The following is a 19763-nucleotide window of genomic DNA, read 5'->3' on the forward strand; positions in this document are numbered from 1 at the left end:
CCTTTATTACTATTTAACATTGAAAAAAATACTTTTAATATTATCTTTTCTATTCTGTGTAAACACTTTTTCACAGGTGTTATCATCCAATGTAGAGAAGAAAACCATTGCTTTGGGAGAAACCAATCATCTCGTTATCAAGATTGATAATCTTAATAATGAGCAGGTAAGTTCTGCACCCAAAAACGAACTATTGCCTTTTCATTTTGAAGAAACCAAGGACAGTATTGGTCAAAATGCCAATTTCTATGAAAGAAAAGTAGAATTTGCTGTTTTTGAAGAAGGAAAATTTACCATTCCGGAATTGGAGTTTAAAGTAGGGGGTAAGATTCTTAAAACAATCCCTTATGAAATAGATGTCATTAATACAGCTCAAAAAGCTGATCAGATCAATGATATCATGAAGAATAAAGAAATAAAACTTGATGCTAAAGACTATTGGGAGTTATACAAGTTTTATATTTTAGCAGCATTGGCTGTGATTGCTCTTATCATTGCAATTATTATGATTGTAAAATGGGGTAGAAAGGCCAAGGGTTCTCCCGTAGTAGCTACTAATCAAACCTTGAAAGAGCTAGATTCCCTTAAGAAGAAAAAGTATATTGAAGGAGGTAATTTCCGCTCATTTTATGTGGAGCTAATTGAAATATCAAGGAATTTTATTACCAAACAATATCACCTTCCTGCGGATGTTCTTTTAACGGATGATCTTATCGATGTTATGAAAAGGAACAATACCATTTCTCAGGATAATGAGAAAATTATAGAAGATGTATTCCTCAGAGGTGACTTGGTGAAATTTGCTAAGACGTTTCCGGATCAGGAAATGATGGAGAAGGATTTTGCAAATATTAGAGATTTTGTAAAAAGATCATCCAAAGATTTAGAATTCGAAAACTTAAGAAAGGATGTTTAATTTTGAGTTTTATAGTCCGTGGTTTTTACTGCTTTTTCTGCTTTTTATTCCTCTTTTGATAAAAGATGCGGGTAAAAAGAAAAGAAAAGGTATAAAAGTTCCTACCATACAAAATATGAACGCCAGCAGTGGAATACAGGGAGTTCTTTTTTTGTTGAAAATATCAAAGTACATTATTCTGTCGGCACTTATTATCGCCATGGCTAGACCTAGAACCTTTACGGTTTCTCAGGATAGAGATGATACAAAAGGCGTGGATATTATGCTTTCTATTGACGTTTCACTCAGTATGCTGGCAAAAGATTTAAATCCGGATCGTATAACAGCTCTTAAAGATATTGCCGTTAAGTTTGTCCAGAAGCGACCGAATGATAGGATAGGAGTTGTAGCTTACGCTGCGGAAGCATTTACTAAAGTTCCGGTTACTTCAGATCATCAGGTAGTGATTGATGAAATTAAAAATCTTAATTCTAACGGTCTTGAACCAGGTACAGCTATTGGAGAAGGACTTTCTGTTGCGGTAAATCACTTGGTTAAGAGCAAAGCAAAGAGTAAAGTGATCATTTTAATGACGGATGGAGTCAGTAATATTGAAAATGCAATTCCACCACAGCTTGCTGCTGAACTGGCTAAAAATAATAATATAAAAGTATATACCATTGGAATTGGAACAAATGGGTATGCTTTGATGCCAACAGCTGTAGATTTCTTTGGGGATCTTGTTTTTACTGAAGCTCAGGTAACCATCGATGAAAATACATTAAGAGAAATTGCCCAGACTACGGGTGGAAAATATTTCAGGGCTACTTCCAATAGCAGTCTTGAAGAAGTATATGATGAGATCAATCAATTGGAAAAATCTGATGTAAAAGTTTCAAAACTGTACAACTATGAGGAATATTTCAAAATTTTCTTGTGGATTGCTTTAGCGATGTTGGTACTGGATGCATTATTGAGATGGGTGTTTTATAAAATTTTAAGCTGATGAGTTGGTCTTTAGGAAATTTTTGGTATTTATTTTTACTGTTGCTTTTGCCGCTTTTAGCTTCTTTTTTGATTCGTTTTTTAAAATGGAGAAAGAAAAAGAGAGAAATTTTTGCGGCTAGCCAGTTTCATGATAATTTATTTGAAAAAAGTTCAGGATTTACAAGGTTTTTCCCTGCATTATATTTATTGGGCACATTATTCCTGATATTTTCAATCATTGATCTTCTGAATGGTTCTGAAGAAGTGAAAAGTAATCAGAGACTGAATAATGTGGTTTTTATGTTGGATGTTTCCAATTCCATGAATGCAGAAGATATTGAGCCCAGCCGTCTCGCAGAAGCCAAAAATCTGATGATACAAACGATGGCTAAAATGAAGAATGATAAAGTGGGAATTGTCATTTTTGCCGGGCAGGCAATATCGATCATGCCATTAACCACAGATTATAATACTGCTGAGACCTATATCAGTGGCGTTGAAACCACTTCCATGAAGATCCAGGGAACAGACTTTCTAAAAGGAATACAGGCTGCAACAGAGAAATTTAAAAATGTAAGCAAAGGATCACGAAAAATCATATTGCTAAGTGATGGTGAAGACAATGAAGGGAATGATAATGCGGCCATAAGACTTGCTAATAAAGAAGGAATAACCATAACATCTGTAGGAATAGGAACTGATGAAGGTGCACCGGTTCCGGTATACAATGATGGTCAACTGATGGGATATAAAACAGATGTAAACGGAAATACAGTGATTTCTAAAAGACAAACCGAAGCCTTAAACAAAATGGCGGGCTCTACAGGAGGAACATACATTGAAGGAAATAATATTAATGAAGCTCCCGATAGAATTATTGAAGCGATCAATAAGAAGTCTTCAGGATCGGAAACATTGGTGAAATCGCAGAATGCAAACCATTATTATCAATATTTTTTAGCGGTATCTATTCTGTTTTTCTTTTTAATTTATATTTTTAATCCCAAAAATGATTTTAATCTGTAGTCTCTCTTATTATTGATATGGATGGTAATGGCTACTTTAACCGAACTTTAACAAATAAAACTCTGTTTCTTAACATATAAAGGGATAATTTTGCAGGTAATGAATACTAAAATCATATTTTTATCGTTTATAGTTGCTTTCTCGTTCTCAGGCTTTTTGTTTGGGCAGGAAAACTATCGAACTTTGGTTCATGAAGGCAACCAAAAATTCGACGGTAAAGATTATGATGGAGCCTCTTCCAAATATATGGATGCTGTGAAGTCCAACGATAAGGATTTTACCGCTCATTATAATATGGGGAATGCTCTGTATAAAAGCAAAAAGTATGAAGAAGCGAAGGCTGAATTTGAAAAGGCTCAGCAGCTTTCACAGACTCTTCCCGATAAGGCGGCTGCCCTTCATAATTTAGGAAATACCTATATGCAGATGAATCAGCCGGAAAAGGCGGCAGATTATTATAAAAAATCGCTTAAACAAAATCCTTACAGTGAGGCTACTCGTAAAAATTATGAGATTGCCAAGCTGAAGGATAAAGAAAAGCAACAAAATAAAAACCAGCAGAATAACTCTGGAAAAGGCGGCGGCGGTAATGATCAGAATAAAGGTGAAGATCAGAAAGGTGATAATAAAGACCAAAGGCAAGACCAAGGAAATGGCCAGCAAAACGAAGGTAAAAGTGACCAGGGCAATCCTCAGCAGAATAAAAACAATGAGGATAGACTGCCAAAAAATCTTGAAAATCAGCTCTTAGATAAAATTAACGAAAAAGAAAAAGAAACCGCCAGAAGAATTTTAAACAAAAATTCTTATTCGATGCCCGAAAGCAACGAGAAAGATTGGTGATGAAACACAGATTGATTTACATATTGTTTATTTTAGCATCCGTAATTACTTACGGACAGGTAAATCTATCTCTTGATGCTGATAAAGCCGAATACGCTGGAAAGGATATTGTAAATCTTACTATTGTCCTTGAACTTAACGGAAGCGACCTTGTTCAGCAGACAGGTTTCAGCTGCCCGATCTTTCAAAATTCAATATTATCGGCAGTGGATCTGTAACCAATACGGTGATTGACCCTGCTACCAATACACTGATTACTCAAAAAGTTTCCAGAATTGCTCTTGAACCGAAGAAAAAAGGAAAGATCAAAATCGGATCAGTACTCGTTACTGTCAATAATAAAATTTACAAAACAGAACCTTTCGACGTTAATATCCGAGATATTATTGAAAAGAAATCCCTAGCCGGTAATACTTCCAATGAAGTGTATCTGAATATGGAAATCGAAGACAGAGATGTATATCAGGATCAGCCTACTATTGCTGTTCTAAAAGTGTATTCAAGAAACATGGATAATCTTAGAAAGGTAAAGAATATCCGTCTTCCTCAACAGGATAACATCAATGTACATCCTATTAACTTTACAAAATCTGAGATTGATCCATCCGGTAATGGGAATATGGCTTCCCAGATTCTGGCCATGTTTATGGTATTCCCGAATGAGGCAGGATATGTTGAAGTTCCTGGAGTTTCAGCATCAGTAAGTACATACTCGAATAAAAATAAAATTGTTTCCAATAAGGTAAAGATTAATGTAAGAAAACTGCCGGAAGGAGCTCCTGACTGTTTTAAAAATGCCGTCGGTAATTTCAAGGTAAGTGTTTATAATACCAGCAAAGAGAAGCCAGAAGCTAAAAAACCAATACATGTTGTGGTGAAGGTTGCAGGAGAAGGTAATTTACCGGATCTGGTACTTCCCAAAATTGCATCCTCTCCAGACTATGAAGTTTTTGCACCAAAAATCACTTCAAAAGTTTCTCCGGGAGCATCAGGTATGAAAGGGGAGATTTCTGCCAATTATGTGGTTATTCCTAATAAATCAGGAGCCATTTCTATCAAGACGGAACAATTTGCATTCTTTGATCCTGAAAGTAAGGAATATGTAGACCTGGGACAAAACACATTGAATGTAAATGCACTTTCGCATGATCAGGTAATGGAGTCTCGTTCTACGGTAGAAAAGGTAAATGAGTATACCAATAATCTGTTGGAAACAGTTAATACACCTGTTTTAAAAACGACTTCGTTTCAGGTAAAAGAGAAAAGTAAATTCCATTGGAATATTCTTTTAACCAATATTGCCATCCTTTTAGGCTTATTTGTTGCATATCTGATATTTAAGACTTGGCAAAAAAAACGTACATTAGTTAGGGAAACCGTATCTCAAAAACCTCTGGGTTCTGTGGCCGAAACGGAAAAAGAAATCAGAGAGTTGCTGAAAACGGATATCAATGATTATTTTGGATATCTTGAAAACCTTAAGGATAACGGTGAGTATGAAAAGTTCTTTACTACCTTGGAAGAATTGGATCAGGAAGTGAGAAGCCAGTATTTCCAAGGCTCTATTGCAGAGTTTAAGACTTTTCTTGAAAAGCACAAGGGTTCTTCGATTGCTGAAGAATATGGAAAATTGCAGCAGAAAATTCAAATGGAGAAATATTCTCCTGTGAAATCTCATGATGGTATAGAGGAACTTTTGAAAACAATTGTTAATTTATATTCACAAATTAGCAAATAGTTAATTTATTTTCATATTTTTGCGAAATTTTTAATTACAAAGAGATGGAAATTTTTGAGGGTTTCTCTATTAAAGAGATCGTTACCAGCTTTATGGTTCTTTTTGCCGTTATCGATATTATCGGCTCAGTTCCTATTATAGTAAGCTTACAGCAGAAGTTTGGAAAGATTGAAGCTGGAAAGGCTGCGATTACTGCCGGAGCAATTATGATTGTTTTCCTGTTTGTAGGAAATAAAATTCTAAAACTTATTGGAGTAGATGTGAATTCATTTGCTATTGCCGGAGCTTTTGTGATTTTTGTCATAGCACTGGAAATGATTTTAGGAATTGAGATCAATAAAACAACCGAGGCAAAGGCCGCATCTATTGTTCCCATTGCATTTCCGTTGGTTGCAGGTGCCGGAACTTTAACAACAGCGCTATCCCTCAGAGCTGAATTTCATGATATTAATATTATTTGCGGAATCATTCTTAATACAATTTTCGTATATTTGGTGCTGAAATCAGCGAAATGGTTGGAGCAGAAAATTGGAGATGCTACTTTGATGATTCTTCAGAAAGTTTTCGGGATTATCCTTTTAGCGATTTCAATTAAATTATTCACTGCTAATTTTGCCCAACTGGTGCTGAATTATGTTAATTTTTAAAAATTATGAAGAAGTTTTATAAAGTATTTTTAATACTGTTCATCGTTTTCATCGCTATTAATTTGTATGCTATTAACTGGCAAAATGACCTTATCGCTGATGAAGATAACATCAAGTTCGTATTTTCTGCATCCGCTGCTGCAATAGGTCTTATCCTGCTTTTCGTAATGGATACCTGGAGCCGAATCGGTGTGAAGAAGTAAATTAAATATTTATATAGATATAGCCTCTTTCGTTTTGAAGGAGGTTTTTTTATGGATAAAAGATAAAAGATAAAAGATAAAAGATAAAAGATAAAAGATAAAAGATAAAAGATAAAAGATAAAAGATAAAAGATAAAAGATAAAAGATAAAAGATAAAAGATAAAAGATAAAAGATAAAAGATAAAAGATAAAAGATAAAAGATAAAAGATAAAAGATAAAAGATCTTGTCGTTAAACAACTATTACGCATCAGGATATCAACATCAATAGAGGTGGGCTTTAGCCCATCCTTTTGATTAAACGTCAATTATTCAAACAGATATCAACATCAATAGGGGTGGGCTTTAGCCCGCCAATAAATAAAATAAAATTCATCCGGCTTTAGCCAAAACCTACTATTGAAACAGATCCAAATAGTTTAACGAATTTCAAAATTGCTGAAAGCAGATTTTACAACAATAAGACCTGTCATTCTGAAATAATCTAAACATATTGATTCTTTTCCTTATTAATAAAATATAAGAAAATCGGTTGAAAGTTGTAAAAAGGAGTGATTAGAAAGTAATACTTCTTATGATTTATGAGACAACCAGATTTTTTAGAATGGCCTCAGACTTCAGTTCTGTTTCAGTCCATTCTTTTTTCGGATTGCTCTGAGCGGTAATCCCACCGCCTACAAAAACGTGTACAGAGTCTTTATAAAGTCTTGCACATCGAAGATTCACAAAATAGAGGATACTTTCTTCAGTTTCCACTTTAATATAACCCGCATAGAATTCACGTGGAAATTTCTCATACTTTCGGATGTTTCATTGCAGACATCTTTAGGAATGCCACAAACTGCCGGAGTGGGATGCAGATCGTGAATCAGGCTGTCAAGGTCATTGGATTTTATTGTTGTTTTAAAATCTGTACGCAGGTGTTTGATATTTCCGGAAACATGGTCATATGTTTCAGATTGCTGAATCTGATCCGAATAGTTTTTAAGGATGTTCTGAATATAAGTAGTCACCGGCTTTTGTTCTTCAATTTCTTTTTCTGTCCATTCTTCAGAAGTAGGAAGGGTTCCTGCCAATGCCATGGTTTCAAACTCATGAGTTGTTTTATTGAACTTACCCAATACTTCTGAAAAGGCTCCCATCCATGCGTTTTCACCATCATTAAACAGATATCTGAAGGCATTAGGGTAGGTCTCGCATAAATTATCAAAACTTGCCTTATAATCAATCATATTAAAGTCTGTAAAAATCTTCCTTCTTGAATAAACCAGCTTGGGAAGATCATTTTCTTTAATAACCTCAATGACCTGTTGTAAAGTGTCACAATATTCTTCTTTGGTTTCTGCTATAAAATGGGTAGCATCCTTTGTTAAGGATTCATTGGTGATCGAAATATCATTCCATTTTGAACGATCAGCTTTGATGATGTTTCCATTAAAGTTGATTTGTATAAGGCTGTTGTAAGAATAAAAATTGACAGCGTTTTTATCGTTTGTTTCCTCTACAGTGTGCAATCCTTCGTTGAAGGGAAGTTTGAAATAAATCATTAGTTATGAACGGATTTTGAAAATCATCAACCGGAAATAATATAGGAAATCCCGAAGTTGATTTTCCTTTCTGCAAAGGTATTATTAGTCTTAAAGATGTCAAAATTATATGAGCTGTTTTTTAAGGAAACATTGTCCGTTTTATATTCCTGATATTCTAATGACAGCATCCATTTTTTCAGTGCTTTATATTGAATTCCCATTGTATATCCGAAATTGAGCTGATTGGAAGTAAAATCCTCTTGTTTAGTCAAAATAAGGTTTTCAGGCACTAAAAACTGCATTTTATAAATGTTTTTGTTCGCTAAAAGGCCTATAAATGGATGGAAGTTTTTCCATGTGTACAATAATTTTAGCTGTAAAGCATATTCAAAATGTTTATTATTGAATTTCTGAAAAAGCAAAGGTTGAGAATTTTCTGTAAAATAATATCCGTTCAGCCATGTATCTTCTTTATTGGCATCCAGATCAATAGTAGAATTCCAATGATATACATGAGCAGACAGCATTAATGAAAAATTATGAATGAGTGACCTTGAAATCCACAATCCGGCATTCACTCCAAATTGAGAATTATTTTTGTTAGGGTCTTTAGCCCAGCTGCTATTTTTTAAACCAGTCCCAATCTCTATTCCAAACTGAAATTTTTTCATCATGTATACAGGTACTCCTTGGGTTTCATCTTTAGTGGAAATTATATTTGCCAGTTCTTTCCCTGTTATTATTGGCGATGAATGAAGAGAAAGTCCCTTGGGTTGTATCTTTATTGCCTTTTCAAGATAAATAGTATCATAAATGATAACCTTTTCGTAAACATATAAGGTATCTGCCTTCTTTCTTTGAGCATTGAAGGTCTGTAAAAGAGCAAGCAACAATATAAGAATTGATTTTTTTAAAAACATGGTGGTTATTCGTTTATCTTTCAACATATATGGTCTCTCTTTGTATAATTTTTTTCACAACAATAACTTTTCGGGGAAGATCCTCTTGGGCAGTATCCTTTATTGTAATTAGATGTCCTTTAGCCTTTATATGACTTGTTTTCTCTTCTGGAATTAATGATTTTTCTGTTCCAATGTTATTTTTATCATGATGCTGATCAGTATTGGATATTGTATTTTTAAAATCTTCAGCTTCAACTTTCGCTTGTATTGCTTCCTCTACTGTTCCAGCTTTTTCTGGTTTAACATAATTTCTGTATATACTGTTATCAATAGGTCTGAACATAAGTACTGATGCAAAGGTGATGAGGCAAAGAGTGCTGCCCACTATTATCATTGCCATTTTTTTGGTTATAAATCCTATACCCTTAGGAATTGTATAGTTCTGTGAAAACGACTGTTCTGGTATTTCCAATATTTTTGATGTAGGTATTGAAAAATCTGAGAATTTACTTCTGAAAGTCTGTGCCCATAGTAAACTACCAAAACCAAGAAAAATCAATAACTGAGTAAGCTTTTTTCTGTTTCTTGGAGTACCCGCTTGTATCTTATTAAGCAGATGGTTTTGTACTGCTTTTTTTGCCCTTAAAAGATGTGACTTTGAAGTATTGACTGTAATTCCTAATTCTTTGGCAATTTCTGCATGGGAATAATTTTCAATACAATATAAATTGAAAACAGATTTATGATGGTGGGGAAGGATGTCAATAGAAGAAAGAAGCTCTTCCTGGGTAAAATCATAGGCAAGAACATAGTCTTTTTCTTCATGGTTGCTCATGGCCAATGAGGTTTCAGGGATTTCCGGCAACTCATCTGTAATGAAAGTCTCTTTATTACTTTTTCGTAAGTGTTGTAACGCATTATTGACTACAATTTTTTTTAACCAGGCAAAAAGCATTTTTTCATCTTTAAGCTGATGAATATTTTGGATGGCTGCGATAAAGCTATCCTGAAGAATATCTTCCGCAGTATACAGATCTTGTATATATCTACGGCAAATCCCCAGAAGTTTGGGGGAATGTGTACTGTAGATTTTTTGCCAGTCGTTGGTTTTTACTATCAATCGTATTAATTTTTGACTACCCATGATAGAGATGATCTTATCTCTAACTTGAGTCTTATGATTATTTATTTCTTGAAAGTAAAGCTATTTCTATAGATATTATTTTATAAGATGTGAAAGTAATGTGGGACAATAGAAAACGGCATATCCCCAAACGTTTTTGGGGTATATACCTTGTAGATTTCTCAATCACTCATCTTTATCATCAATTGTGTTATTTTTTTACAACAAAGATTGAATTGAAACAACCTCTCATTATATTAGGCAGACTTTGAGTTTCTACATCATTGATATAAAACTTTACAGAGGTCTGATTGGGTTTGTATCTGGTGGAATATATATTCTGATCCTTTACAATGAACTGGCCAATATCATTAAATCCATTAGTAGTATTTATCGGAACTAAAGTATTGTTCTTATAATAGAAATCTTTACCAATATAGTATTTATCAGATCCCTCAAATACACCTGGCTGATTCCACTTTGAGCAATATTAGCCGGAATCTGTATATCATTTCCAGAGGTAATATTTTTAATAGATGAAATATTAAGAGGATAACCATCAGTTTTAGTGATCATATAAATTTGGGAAGGATTGGACGGATCATTAATAAATTTATGAGGTAAGAACTTATCCGTATTAAACAATGTATAATAACTATTGTTATTGTAATATCCTACATCCCATGTAACAGTGGGATAATTAGATAAATCAATATTTTTACGAATTGCAGTATATACGATATTATTAAAAACCTCTATCCCTCCGTTTAGTCTTGCTGAACTTCCTGATCCATAGGTTTCTAAAACCGTTTTTATCCCATTTTTCCAATAACAATACTGGTACTTATCCTGTGAAGACGTGGAAGAAGGATTCGTAGCTTTTCCCAGAAAATAGATATTGCCATTACGAACGATCATGTCAGAGTAGATCGAAAATTCATCATCAGAACCTGCGTTTAAATACTCTGCTACATTATGTTTTACTCCGTTTTTCCAGAAATACCATGCAGGTTTCGGATCTATCTTGTCTATATTTGTACCGAAAAGATAAACATCATTATTGTCTACAATAATTTTGGTTCCCATCAGATCTTGTCCGCCCTGTACAAAAGTCTGTTGTCCGTTTTTCCAGTAACACGCTTTGAACTCATCTACACCGCCAAGGTAAACGTCGTAAGATGCTGTTTTTTCTAAAAGAGCTGAATCTTCATTATTACAGGAGACACAGAATAAGAAAGCCGCTAAAAAAGAGAGAATTTGAATTTTCATGGTTGTTCGTTTCTTATAAGATGCAAAAAAATAAAAAGGTTGCAGTAAGGATATAAAAAAAGCCCAAATTTTTTGAGCTTTTTTATTATATGTCTGTTTAACCTACCTATTAATAATGGTATTCGTCATGGTGGTATGGTTGATGAGTGTTCCTTTTTCATCCCTGATCTCAATCTCAGAAACGTGCATCGATTTTCCTTTTCTTATGAAACGTGCGGTAGCGGTTACAATGCCATCTTTTTTACTTCTAAGATGATTGGAATTAATATTGGTTCCTACACCATAATATTTATCGCCATCTATGAAGATGTTAGACAGGCTTGAACCTAATGTTTCAGCAAGTACACAGCTTGCTCCTCCATGCATGATTCCGAAAGGTTGATGCGTTCTTGGCAATACAGGCATCGTAGCGGTAAGGGTTTCATTTTCGAGATCAATATCAATGAATTTGATTTCCATTGCTTTTGCCAGGGTCTCGCCGCCCCAGTTATTCATGAATGCTAATATTTCTTCTTTAGTCTGGCCTTTCATTTTTATATAGATAAATGATGATTGATAGATAATAATTGATTATTCACCTGTTCCCATAATATTAGGATTCCAGTTCTCAGGAACTTTAGGGACAATATCGTTTTTTACATAATAATCCTGAATTTCCTGCATGATCTCAGAAAAAGGAACGGATGCAATTCTTTCGTAAGGAATGGTGTAGCCCAGGTATACAATATTTCTTTTAAAATCTCCTGCAGCCAATACAATAGGAACTTTTGCAGCCATAGCCATGTGATAGAATCCTTTTCTCCATTTCGGAACCCAGCTTCTTGTACCTTCCGGGGTAATTACAAGACTGAAATCCTCTTGAGCAAACTTGCTGGCAACAAAATTTACAAGATCATTCTTTTGGCTTCTGTCGATACCAATACCTCCAAGTCCTTTTACAACACTTCCATACCACGCTTTGGTATGGGCATCCTTAATAATGATTTTTAAAGGTCTATTCAGAGACCAATAGGCAAAGTTTCCTAAAATGTATTCCATATTGTGGGTATGCGGTGCCACCACGAGGATACATCTGTTCAGGTTGTTAACGTCGCCCTGTAGAACAACTTTCCATCCTAATAATTTTAACATCAGTTTGCCTATCAGCTTTTTCATAGATTCTTGGGATTAAAAACAAAAAGTATAACCAAATTGGTTATACTTTTACAAATATATTGAAATATTATTGCTCTTAAAATAAACCGTTGATTAAATCTACGATTTTCATTACGAATTCCATTGCAAATTGTATCATAATAAGAGTGTTTTTTAGTGTTTGTTGGTTATTAAATTTTTGCTATACGAAATTAAAACAATTTTTTCACATAGAGAACTAAAAATTAGTTTTTTTTCACTTTCCTGAGAGAAGAATGGTGTGAATTTCAAACGGTTGCTTTCCACTCACACCTTCTACCACTCTCTGTAGTTAATTATTTAGTTTGTATGGATATTTCGTTTTTTCCGTCCTTTATTTTGATGTCCACATCTTTGTTGATTTTTTTAATATCAGATGCTACGGAATCAATAACTTTCTTAGCTTGGTTGTTTGGAACTTTTTTGCCATTAATGATAATACTGTCTTTATCATCAGAATTGTATTCTATGCTTGAACCATTTACCGTAATCTTATTTTTTTCGATTCTGATTCCGTTGTGGTTGTCATATTCATCCTGATCCTGATCATCAATACCATCTCCATTCAGGTCTCCATCAAAATGGATATGGTCTTTCTTCACAGGGATTATCACTGTTTTCTGAGGAACTACAAGTTCATAGTCTACTCTGTAATCTCTGAATCTTTGATCATATGGATACTTGATGAAATTAGGAAGCATCACTTTGTTGTTTACTATTTCTACCGGAACTGTCAGTTGAACAGGGATATTATATCCGTTTCCTTCTTTTTTGATAATCAAGTAAGGGGTTTTAATATCTGTTTTTCTGATAACATCTACTGAAATATAATCTTCTTCATATACACTTCTTTTATCAGAATAGATGTCATCGTCATAAGCCTTAAAGTTTTGAGGAATAGTTACCTGCTTGATATCTACATAAAGGGTATCTGAAGTTGTATTAATTGCTACATTTTCAGTGTCTTCTTTGCTGCCTTTGTAGATCAGGTTTTTCTTAGCCATGCTTACTCCAAAATAAGCTCCTAATCCAAGTAATAAAAGAAATATACCTCCTAGTACCCATCCGATATTTCTTAATTTTGTTTTTGGTGAAAAGATTTTGATGCCTAATAAGCTGAAAATAATTGCTGGAATTAAACTTCCAAGAACCATTATAGCTACCAGAACCTTATCAAGTCCATTTTCACCCATGTAAAACTCTATTTTATTCGCTCCAGGAAAGTCTACCCCTGTTCCGAAAAGCCCAAAGATAACAAAGACTCCTATGATACTGCTTACGGCAAGTAGTACAAAGATTCCGCCTACAATGTATTTCAGTACATTCCAGATTCCGCTCCCGGCATTGTTGATGTACGGTTTATTTTCGGTGTAGATTTCTCCGACCCTCTGAGTAGATTCATTGGCAAACTGTACCAATTTATTAGACTCATTCTTAAGATTGTCGAAGTTCATAGGCTTTCCCTGCATTTTCAGGAAATCTGCTGCTGTTTCAGCTTTTGGAAGTACGGCCCAAAGAATTACGTAAAGAAGTCCAATCAATGAAGAGGAGATGGCTGCTGTGAAGATTCCTAAGACGAAAACCCCTAGCCAGATTGCTCTCATAGCCGTAATGTCCATTCCTACATACTGAGCTAAACCAGCACAAACACCCGCGATTTTTTGTTTTTCAGGATCACGGAATAATTGTTTTTTGTCTGAGTAACTCGTTCCTGTATTGGTCTTTTTATTTGTATTTTTTTCAGAAAAATAAGCTTCTTCCTGTTCTTCAATTTTCTCAGGCGTTCCGATCTGTGCGATTACCTTTTCTACATCGGTATCGTTAATTACTTCTCGTTTTCCTAGAGAATCTCTGAAGATCTCCACCATTCTTATTTCTATGTCATGCATTACCTCATCAGCTTCCGAAGCATCTAGCGAGCTTCTAAGAGCGTTCAGGTAGTCGCTGAGCTTTATATATGCGTGTTCTTCTATTGTAAAAGAAAAACCTGCGAGTCCTATTGAGAGTGTCTTGTTCATAGCTTTGTTTTTTAATGTTGTTGAGTGATTTGGTTTACTGAGGCGGTAAGCTCATTCCACGTATTTTGAAGTTCATCCAGGAAAAGTTTGCCTTTTTCTGTGATCTGATAATATTTTCTGGGCGGCCCACCTGTAGATTCTTCCCATCTGTAAGAGAGAAACTCTCCGTTTTTAAGTCTTGTGAGAAGAGGATAGAGGGTTCCTTCCACGACATCCAGTTTTCCTTTTTTCAGTTCATCAATAAGATCGGAAACATACATTTCTCGTTGGTTGATGAGACTTAGAATACAGAATTCCAGAATCCCTTTTCGCATTTGCGCTTTGGTATTTTCAGTATTCATCTTTGATAAGTTTTGTTAATTAGGTTATATTTTTAGAAAAATGCTCCTAGCTAGTTGAGCCTTTTCTAATTTTACATTACAAAGATATGTAAATAAAATGGTATTATGCAATACAAAGTAGTGAAATTTTAAAAATAAAACATATAGTATGTTGATAATCAGTAATATAATTTTATGTTAGTTTTTTTGATCAATTGATTTTAGAAGCAAAAAATTAAAAATAGTATGAAAACTGATTGATTTTTTGGTGAATGGAAGGAGTAGCAACCCATTTTTTGAAGTAAAACGCGAGAATTTTATTTTGAGATTGAATAGTAAGAATATTTTAGATCCTTCCAAGGTAGTACTCCATTAGTTTATGAGAAAAGATATGGGTAATTAGGATTTATAAAATGATTCAAAACAAAATACAAATAGCTGTACTTTGGCTTTATTGTTTCACCAGTGATTATTTAGTCCTTATTGTTTATCATCATATTAATACGTCTGAGTTTTGAAATAGGAACTATGATTCGTATTTTTGTTTGGACGTTTTTATAAAACACTTGAATCCAATATTACTATGAACATGAATATTTTAAATTATTACAAGAGTTTATCTGCTTTTATATTATTAGGCCCTTTATGTTTCGGGCAATATCAGTTTGAGGTAAAAGATGCTTCGAAAAACTATGATGCCATTATTACAATCAATAATTGTTTTGATGATCAATGTATGGATAAAGGTACAGTGGAGTTGTTTGATAATAAAAACAGCAAAGTACAAACTTTTACATCAGATAATCTGGTGCTATATCTTGGAAAGGGACAGAGATTGGAACGTGGAAAAATAATCCCGCTGGCGAAAGAGCAAAGCCCTCTGATTTTTGGTGATTTCAATTTTGACGGAACCGAAGATCTGGCGATAAGAAATGGGAATATGGGGAATTACAGTTCAGCGTCTTATGATGTATATGTATTCAATAGTACCAGAATGTCGTTTGTAAAAAGTAAAGAACTTACAGAGTTGGGATCAGATAATTTTGATTTTTTTGAAACAGATCCGGTTCGTAAGCGCATTATTACCTTTGGAAAGGATGGCTGCTGCCGACTTTTCACCACAGAATTTGAAGTAATTCCTAATAAAGGACTTGATAAGGTTCTTGAAAAAGAAGAAGACCTTACCAATGAGGATTATGTAAAAGTTACGATAAAAGAAAAGAAAAACAATAAATGGACAACCAGAACCAAGGTGTATCCATCAGATCAATATAATAGAGAAAAGTAAGATGAAAATTCAGAAAGAGATCGATTTTATCCTGGCAGTAGATGCCCTGAAAAACGTACAGAGAAGAAATTATAATGCAGATGATTCCAGAAGAGAGAATACAGCAGAGCACTCCTGGCAGATCATTATTCTAGCGCAAATCCTTTATCCTTATGCGAAAAACCGTGCGGATATTGATTTGCTGAGAGTCATAAGAATGCTTTCCATTCATGACCTTGTGGAAATTGAAGCAGGAGATACTTTCCTTTTCGATGAAGCAGCTATGGTAGGAAAGTTTGAAAGAGAGAAGATTTCTGCACAGAAGATCTTTGGGATTCTTGATGAGCCTTTACGTACAGAATTTTTCAATCTATGGCTTGAGTTTGAAGAGGAGGCTACTCCAGATGCTATTTTTGCATGTTCTATCGATAGAATTATGCCTTTTATCCTAAATTCTTATACGTCAGGAAAGAGCTGGACGGAAGCGGGGGTAACGGAAAAGCAGATCAGAAATATGCTTGAAAATGCAATTACAAGAGCTTCTGATGAAATGGGAGAGGCCTTTGAACTACTATTAAGTAAAAGCCTTGAAACAGAAAAAGTTTTGAAATAATCTAAGTTAGGAAGCTGGAAGAGGGAGGTTGGATGTTATTGTTGCTTCTGTAATGTATGGAAGCCATTTGTCTAGTCCTTCTGGTATCAGTAAAAACAGAGATATTGAGAGTAAAACAGATATCATAAAAAGTTTCGGGCGGCCAAAGGCCGCCCGAAACTTTTCTATTTATAGTATCTGGATTGGTTTCTTGAATTCATCAATCGCTACAAAAGTAAAATCACCTACGATTGCTTTTTCTCTTTCATAAGAATACATCTGCTCAGTGTAGATTTCAACGTTTACCTTCATACTTGTTTTTCCAACGTATGAGACTTTTCCGATCAGTTCTACAATAGTTCCTGCAGGAATAGGCTTTTTGAAATCGATTTTATCACTGCTTACTGTTACTACCCTTTTTCTTGCGAAACGGGTCGCAGCAATAAAGGCTACTTCATCCATAAGCTGCATGGCAGTACCTCCGAAAAGAGTATCGTAATGATTGGTTGTGTTAGGGAATACCGCTTTAAAGATTCTGGTTTCGGCAGCTTCAATTCTTTCTTCTGTAGTCATATTTCATTATTAATTAAGGCGAAATGAAATAGTATCAAAACAACAGAATGATGACAGGAACGTTGGAAATCCCTGAAACAATCCATCAGATCAATAAAACTTCAAATCGCGAAAGTTTCTTGTTTAAGAAAGTGGCAGGTCTCCTGACTTGTAACATCTTTTATCTCCTTCCCATGCCTCGCACAGTGGATCTTTTGATAAAGATTACAGTTACTTACAGTTGCGCGACAGTCCGTGATTTTCACACGGTTCCCTTTTAATCTGTGGTTATACAGAACCAGTTTCTATGATGAATAAGCGTTACACTTTTTCGGCTGCAAAATTAATAAATTTATTCCGGATTATGATAAATAATCTGGCTGATTACTCTTCCCTTTTTGATCGTCCATAAAGTCGTATATCTATATTCTCCCGAACCATTGATCATATAAAGAAAAATGTTATCATTGTCGAGTGCGGTCACTCCCACATTATTGAAGTCCATAGTAGGCTGGAACATATTTTTGATGGCTTCTCTTACAAAAACAGAACCTCTTCCGGGCTGTTGAAGTCTGATGGATTTGATTTCAGTCATCCCTTCAGGAAGGTCGTTTCCAATTCCCCACGGTTTAACTTTATCAATCGTAAGAAGTTTTCCTTCTGCATCTTTTTCCTTTTTACGGTAACCGGCATTGGATGGGTAAACATCAATAACGACTTTACTTCTTTGTGCAGTAGGAATTTTGGGATCGGAATTATCAGTGAAGATCAATGATCTTCCATTCTTAGATTTGGAAGGGGTATAGGCTGGAAGTTGATCCACAAAGGCAATACGTTCTTTGTTAACCATTCCTTCTTTGTCAAGAGTTTCATATCGTACAAAAGGTTTGTCATCATCTTGCTTTTCAGGATATTTGATCCAGATCCATTCCGTTTCTCCCGGAGCAGGTTTTACATAAACAAATACATCGCCTTTACGCATTCTGATCTTATCTACAATTTTTCTGTAGTTATCCTTATGAACACGTACATTGGCATATCCTTCTTCAGCTTTTACAACACCAAAAGGAACTTTATTTTGACCTTTCACGAAGGCTAAAGAAAAAATACTGAAAGCAGATACGTAGAATGCTTTGTTTATGAAAATCATGATGAAAAAAATTTAATGGTTCAAATATATAAATTTAATGGACGAGTTTAAAGAATAGCCTTCCCAATTTTTGAGGCATAATCCCCCAGGTCAGTCAGGTTGGTATTTGATAAAATAATAATACTTAAACCATTGTTCAAATAATGGAACCATACACAATTTGCACCTGCTATTCTTCCATACCGCTCCATTCGCTTGTATTTTTCAATATCACGAATCCAAACACTATATCCATAATCATCCAGACCAGGAGTTAACAATTGGTTTAAAGTTTCTTTTTTGATAAGCTTATCATCAAAAAGAGCATTGTTAAATTTGATTAAATCGGATGTACAGGAATACATTGCACCTGCAGCAGAAAAATCTCCCACATAAATTGGAATATTTGGAATTAAATGATCAAGATTCTTGTCCTTGTAGTATGGCGTAGCTAGATTCTTTATCAATTTGTAATGGGAAATAAGTCCTGAATTATTCATTTTTAGAGGGACAAGGATTTTTTGACTCAGGATTTCTTCATAAGTCATTTGATAAACGACCTCCAAGATTCGACCAAGGATCATGTATTCTCCATTATTGTAGTCAAACTTTGTTCCCGGTTCATTAACCAAAGGGTTGGAACAAAATTGATTGACAATCTCTTTTAATTCGTAGGGTCTGTTATAGAATCCCAATCCGTATTTTAAAAAATTTTCGTCTCTTGCTGTATCTGTATTTTTCATTCCGGATGTATGATTCAATAGCTGACGAATAGACACCTTAGAACCGCCTTCTCCTTTGTAATCCGGTAAATAGTCAAGTATTTTTTTGTTTAAATCAATTTTTCCCTGATCCACAAGCTGAAGAATGAGAACCGCCGTGAAAGTTTTGGTTATTGAGCAAACTTGGTATCTGGTATCGTTTGTGGTAGGTGAATTGAAGGAACGTTCAGCTACACCAAAGCTTTTGTGATAGATTGTTTTGGAATCTTTTTGAATTAAAACTGTTCCGTTAAATTGATGCTCAGAGGCATAATTTTCAACCAATTGCTTGACTTTTTGGGTTTGCCCGAGAGCAAAATGAGAAAGTAGGGAGAGAAGTATTGGAATTAAGATTTTATGCATTGTAATTAAATTATAGAGTACTGATGGTCATTTTCTATTCATAGATGGCTTATATTATCATTCTAATCAATAGATTTTAAGAAAAATGACTGCTTTCGAATGATTCTTAGATCTATTTCTTATGATGGCTAATCTACTCATTTATTAATCGTTGGCAAATGGTTACTTCTGATATTTTTTGTTTTAATATAGATATTATAGCATGGGTCATATTTTAATTGAAATATCTGAAAAGTCTATGATTTATTTTGAGTAAAGAAAAATAGTATCTTTTAACAATACAATGAATAGGAAATAAGTAGGTAAACTTCTCAAAATATGAGTCTTCATTTCTTGAAATTTTGTTATCTATTGTGGGTGTTGTAGAAGTTGACAGAAATAAGAAATGCAAAAAGCGCTAATCAATCAGCGCTTTTTGGTTTGTCA

22 protein-coding genes and 1 riboswitch are annotated in these 19763 nt (G+C 34.4%); of the genes, 10 read left to right on the forward strand and 12 right to left on the reverse strand.

Annotation, left to right across the window (positions count from 1 at the left end; all coding sequences use genetic code 11):
• Window positions 1–19: 19 nt before the first annotated feature.
• The 8 genes from QWZ06_RS06620 to QWZ06_RS06655 all read left to right on the forward strand — a co-directional run bounded on the left by QWZ06_RS06620 (window position 20) and on the right by QWZ06_RS06655 (window position 6339).
• Complete coding sequence (locus tag QWZ06_RS06620; RefSeq protein ID WP_290296642.1) at window positions 20–916, forward strand: BatD family protein; 897 nt, start codon at window positions 20–22, stop codon at window positions 914–916.
• Window positions 909–1901 (forward strand): VWA domain-containing protein, encoded by a 993-nt coding sequence (locus QWZ06_RS06625; RefSeq protein WP_290296643.1) that lies wholly within the window; start codon window positions 909–911, stop codon window positions 1899–1901. Before QWZ06_RS06620 ends, QWZ06_RS06625 begins: the two co-directional genes overlap by 8 nt.
• A complete protein-coding gene (locus tag QWZ06_RS06630; protein ID WP_290296644.1) occupies window positions 1901–2908 on the forward strand; it encodes a vWA domain-containing protein in 1008 nt (335 codons plus the stop codon). The genes QWZ06_RS06625 and QWZ06_RS06630 overlap by 1 nt, the downstream gene beginning before the upstream one ends.
• Window positions 2909–3007: 99 nt before the next feature.
• Window positions 3008–3751, forward strand: coding sequence for a tetratricopeptide repeat protein (locus QWZ06_RS06635; RefSeq protein WP_290296646.1), 744 nt, complete (start codon window positions 3008–3010; stop codon window positions 3749–3751).
• Window positions 3751–3969: a hypothetical protein gene (locus QWZ06_RS06640; RefSeq protein WP_290296647.1), complete on the forward strand. Its 219-nt coding sequence runs from the start codon at window positions 3751–3753 to the stop codon at window positions 3967–3969. The genes QWZ06_RS06635 and QWZ06_RS06640 overlap by 1 nt, the downstream gene beginning before the upstream one ends.
• An 8-nt stretch (window positions 3970–3977) precedes the next feature.
• Entirely contained in the window at window positions 3978–5489 is a 1512-nt protein-coding gene (locus QWZ06_RS06645; protein ID WP_290296648.1) for a hypothetical protein, read from the forward strand.
• Window positions 5490–5533: 44 nt separating this feature from the next.
• A complete protein-coding gene (locus QWZ06_RS06650) occupies window positions 5534–6136 on the forward strand; it encodes a MarC family protein (protein ID WP_290296649.1) in 603 nt (200 codons plus the stop codon).
• Between the two features lie 5 nt (window positions 6137–6141).
• Window positions 6142–6339: a hypothetical protein gene (locus QWZ06_RS06655; RefSeq protein ID WP_123318294.1), complete on the forward strand. Its 198-nt coding sequence runs from the start codon at window positions 6142–6144 to the stop codon at window positions 6337–6339.
• A gap of 579 nt (window positions 6340–6918) precedes the next feature.
• On the opposite strand, the gene QWZ06_RS06660 is transcribed toward QWZ06_RS06655, so the two are convergent.
• The 9 genes from QWZ06_RS06660 to QWZ06_RS06700 all read right to left on the reverse strand — a co-directional run bounded on the left by QWZ06_RS06660 (window position 6919) and on the right by QWZ06_RS06700 (window position 14694).
• Window positions 6919–7095 (reverse strand): chorismate-binding protein, encoded by a 177-nt coding sequence (locus tag QWZ06_RS06660; RefSeq protein ID WP_290296650.1) that lies wholly within the window; start codon window positions 7093–7095, stop codon window positions 6919–6921.
• Window positions 7062–7886 (reverse strand): chorismate-binding protein, encoded by an 825-nt coding sequence (locus tag QWZ06_RS06665; protein WP_290296651.1) that lies wholly within the window; start codon window positions 7884–7886, stop codon window positions 7062–7064. The genes QWZ06_RS06660 and QWZ06_RS06665 overlap by 34 nt, the downstream gene beginning before the upstream one ends.
• Window positions 7887–7912: 26 nt before the next feature.
• Entirely contained in the window at window positions 7913–8815 is a 903-nt protein-coding gene (locus QWZ06_RS06670; RefSeq protein WP_290296652.1) for a hypothetical protein, read from the reverse strand.
• The gene (locus tag QWZ06_RS06675; protein WP_290296653.1) at window positions 8802–9890 is read right to left on the reverse strand and encodes an RNA polymerase sigma factor; all 1089 of its coding nucleotides are present in this window, start codon (window positions 9888–9890) and stop codon (window positions 8802–8804) included. The genes QWZ06_RS06670 and QWZ06_RS06675 overlap by 14 nt, the downstream gene beginning before the upstream one ends.
• A gap of 402 nt (window positions 9891–10292) precedes the next feature.
• A complete protein-coding gene (locus QWZ06_RS06680; protein WP_290296654.1) occupies window positions 10293–11162 on the reverse strand; it encodes a hypothetical protein in 870 nt (289 codons plus the stop codon).
• Window positions 11163–11264: 102 nt separating this feature from the next.
• Complete coding sequence (locus QWZ06_RS06685) at window positions 11265–11693, reverse strand: PaaI family thioesterase (protein ID WP_290296655.1); 429 nt, start codon at window positions 11691–11693, stop codon at window positions 11265–11267.
• A gap of 39 nt (window positions 11694–11732) precedes the next feature.
• Window positions 11733–12317: a 1-acyl-sn-glycerol-3-phosphate acyltransferase gene (locus QWZ06_RS06690; protein WP_290296656.1), complete on the reverse strand. Its 585-nt coding sequence runs from the start codon at window positions 12315–12317 to the stop codon at window positions 11733–11735.
• A gap of 314 nt (window positions 12318–12631) precedes the next feature.
• Entirely contained in the window at window positions 12632–14353 is a 1722-nt protein-coding gene (locus QWZ06_RS06695; protein WP_290296657.1) for a PspC domain-containing protein, read from the reverse strand.
• 11 nt (window positions 14354–14364) lie between these two features.
• A complete protein-coding gene (locus QWZ06_RS06700) occupies window positions 14365–14694 on the reverse strand; it encodes a PadR family transcriptional regulator (RefSeq protein WP_160139403.1) in 330 nt (109 codons plus the stop codon).
• Between the two features lie 568 nt (window positions 14695–15262).
• Between QWZ06_RS06700 and QWZ06_RS06705 the strand changes: the two genes are divergently transcribed.
• Together QWZ06_RS06705 and QWZ06_RS06710 are read left to right on the forward strand one after the other, a co-directional pair.
• Complete coding sequence (locus QWZ06_RS06705) at window positions 15263–15961, forward strand: XAC2610-related protein (RefSeq protein WP_290296659.1); 699 nt, start codon at window positions 15263–15265, stop codon at window positions 15959–15961.
• A gap of 1 nt (window position 15962) precedes the next feature.
• The gene (locus tag QWZ06_RS06710; protein ID WP_290296660.1) at window positions 15963–16553 is read left to right on the forward strand and encodes an HD domain-containing protein; all 591 of its coding nucleotides are present in this window, start codon (window positions 15963–15965) and stop codon (window positions 16551–16553) included.
• 168 nt (window positions 16554–16721) lie between these two features.
• Here QWZ06_RS06710 and QWZ06_RS06715 read toward each other — a convergent pair whose 3' ends face one another.
• The 3 genes from QWZ06_RS06715 to QWZ06_RS06725 all read right to left on the reverse strand — a co-directional run bounded on the left by QWZ06_RS06715 (window position 16722) and on the right by QWZ06_RS06725 (window position 19337).
• On the reverse strand, window positions 16722–17105 hold the full coding sequence (locus QWZ06_RS06715; RefSeq protein WP_045499671.1) for an acyl-CoA thioesterase: 384 nt from the start codon (window positions 17103–17105) through the stop codon (window positions 16722–16724).
• A gap of 116 nt (window positions 17106–17221) precedes the next feature.
• Window positions 17222–17402: riboswitch (cobalamin riboswitch) on the reverse strand.
• Window positions 17403–17436: 34 nt separating this feature from the next.
• Window positions 17437–18234, reverse strand: coding sequence for a hypothetical protein (locus tag QWZ06_RS06720; protein WP_290296664.1), 798 nt, complete (start codon window positions 18232–18234; stop codon window positions 17437–17439).
• Between the two features lie 47 nt (window positions 18235–18281).
• Window positions 18282–19337, reverse strand: coding sequence for a serine hydrolase domain-containing protein (locus tag QWZ06_RS06725; RefSeq protein WP_290296666.1), 1056 nt, complete (start codon window positions 19335–19337; stop codon window positions 18282–18284).
• Window positions 19338–19763 lie beyond the last annotated feature (426 nt).

The organism is Chryseobacterium tructae, from assembly GCF_030409875.1.
In the GTDB taxonomy this organism is placed as follows: domain Bacteria; phylum Bacteroidota; class Bacteroidia; order Flavobacteriales; family Weeksellaceae; genus Chryseobacterium; species Chryseobacterium tructae.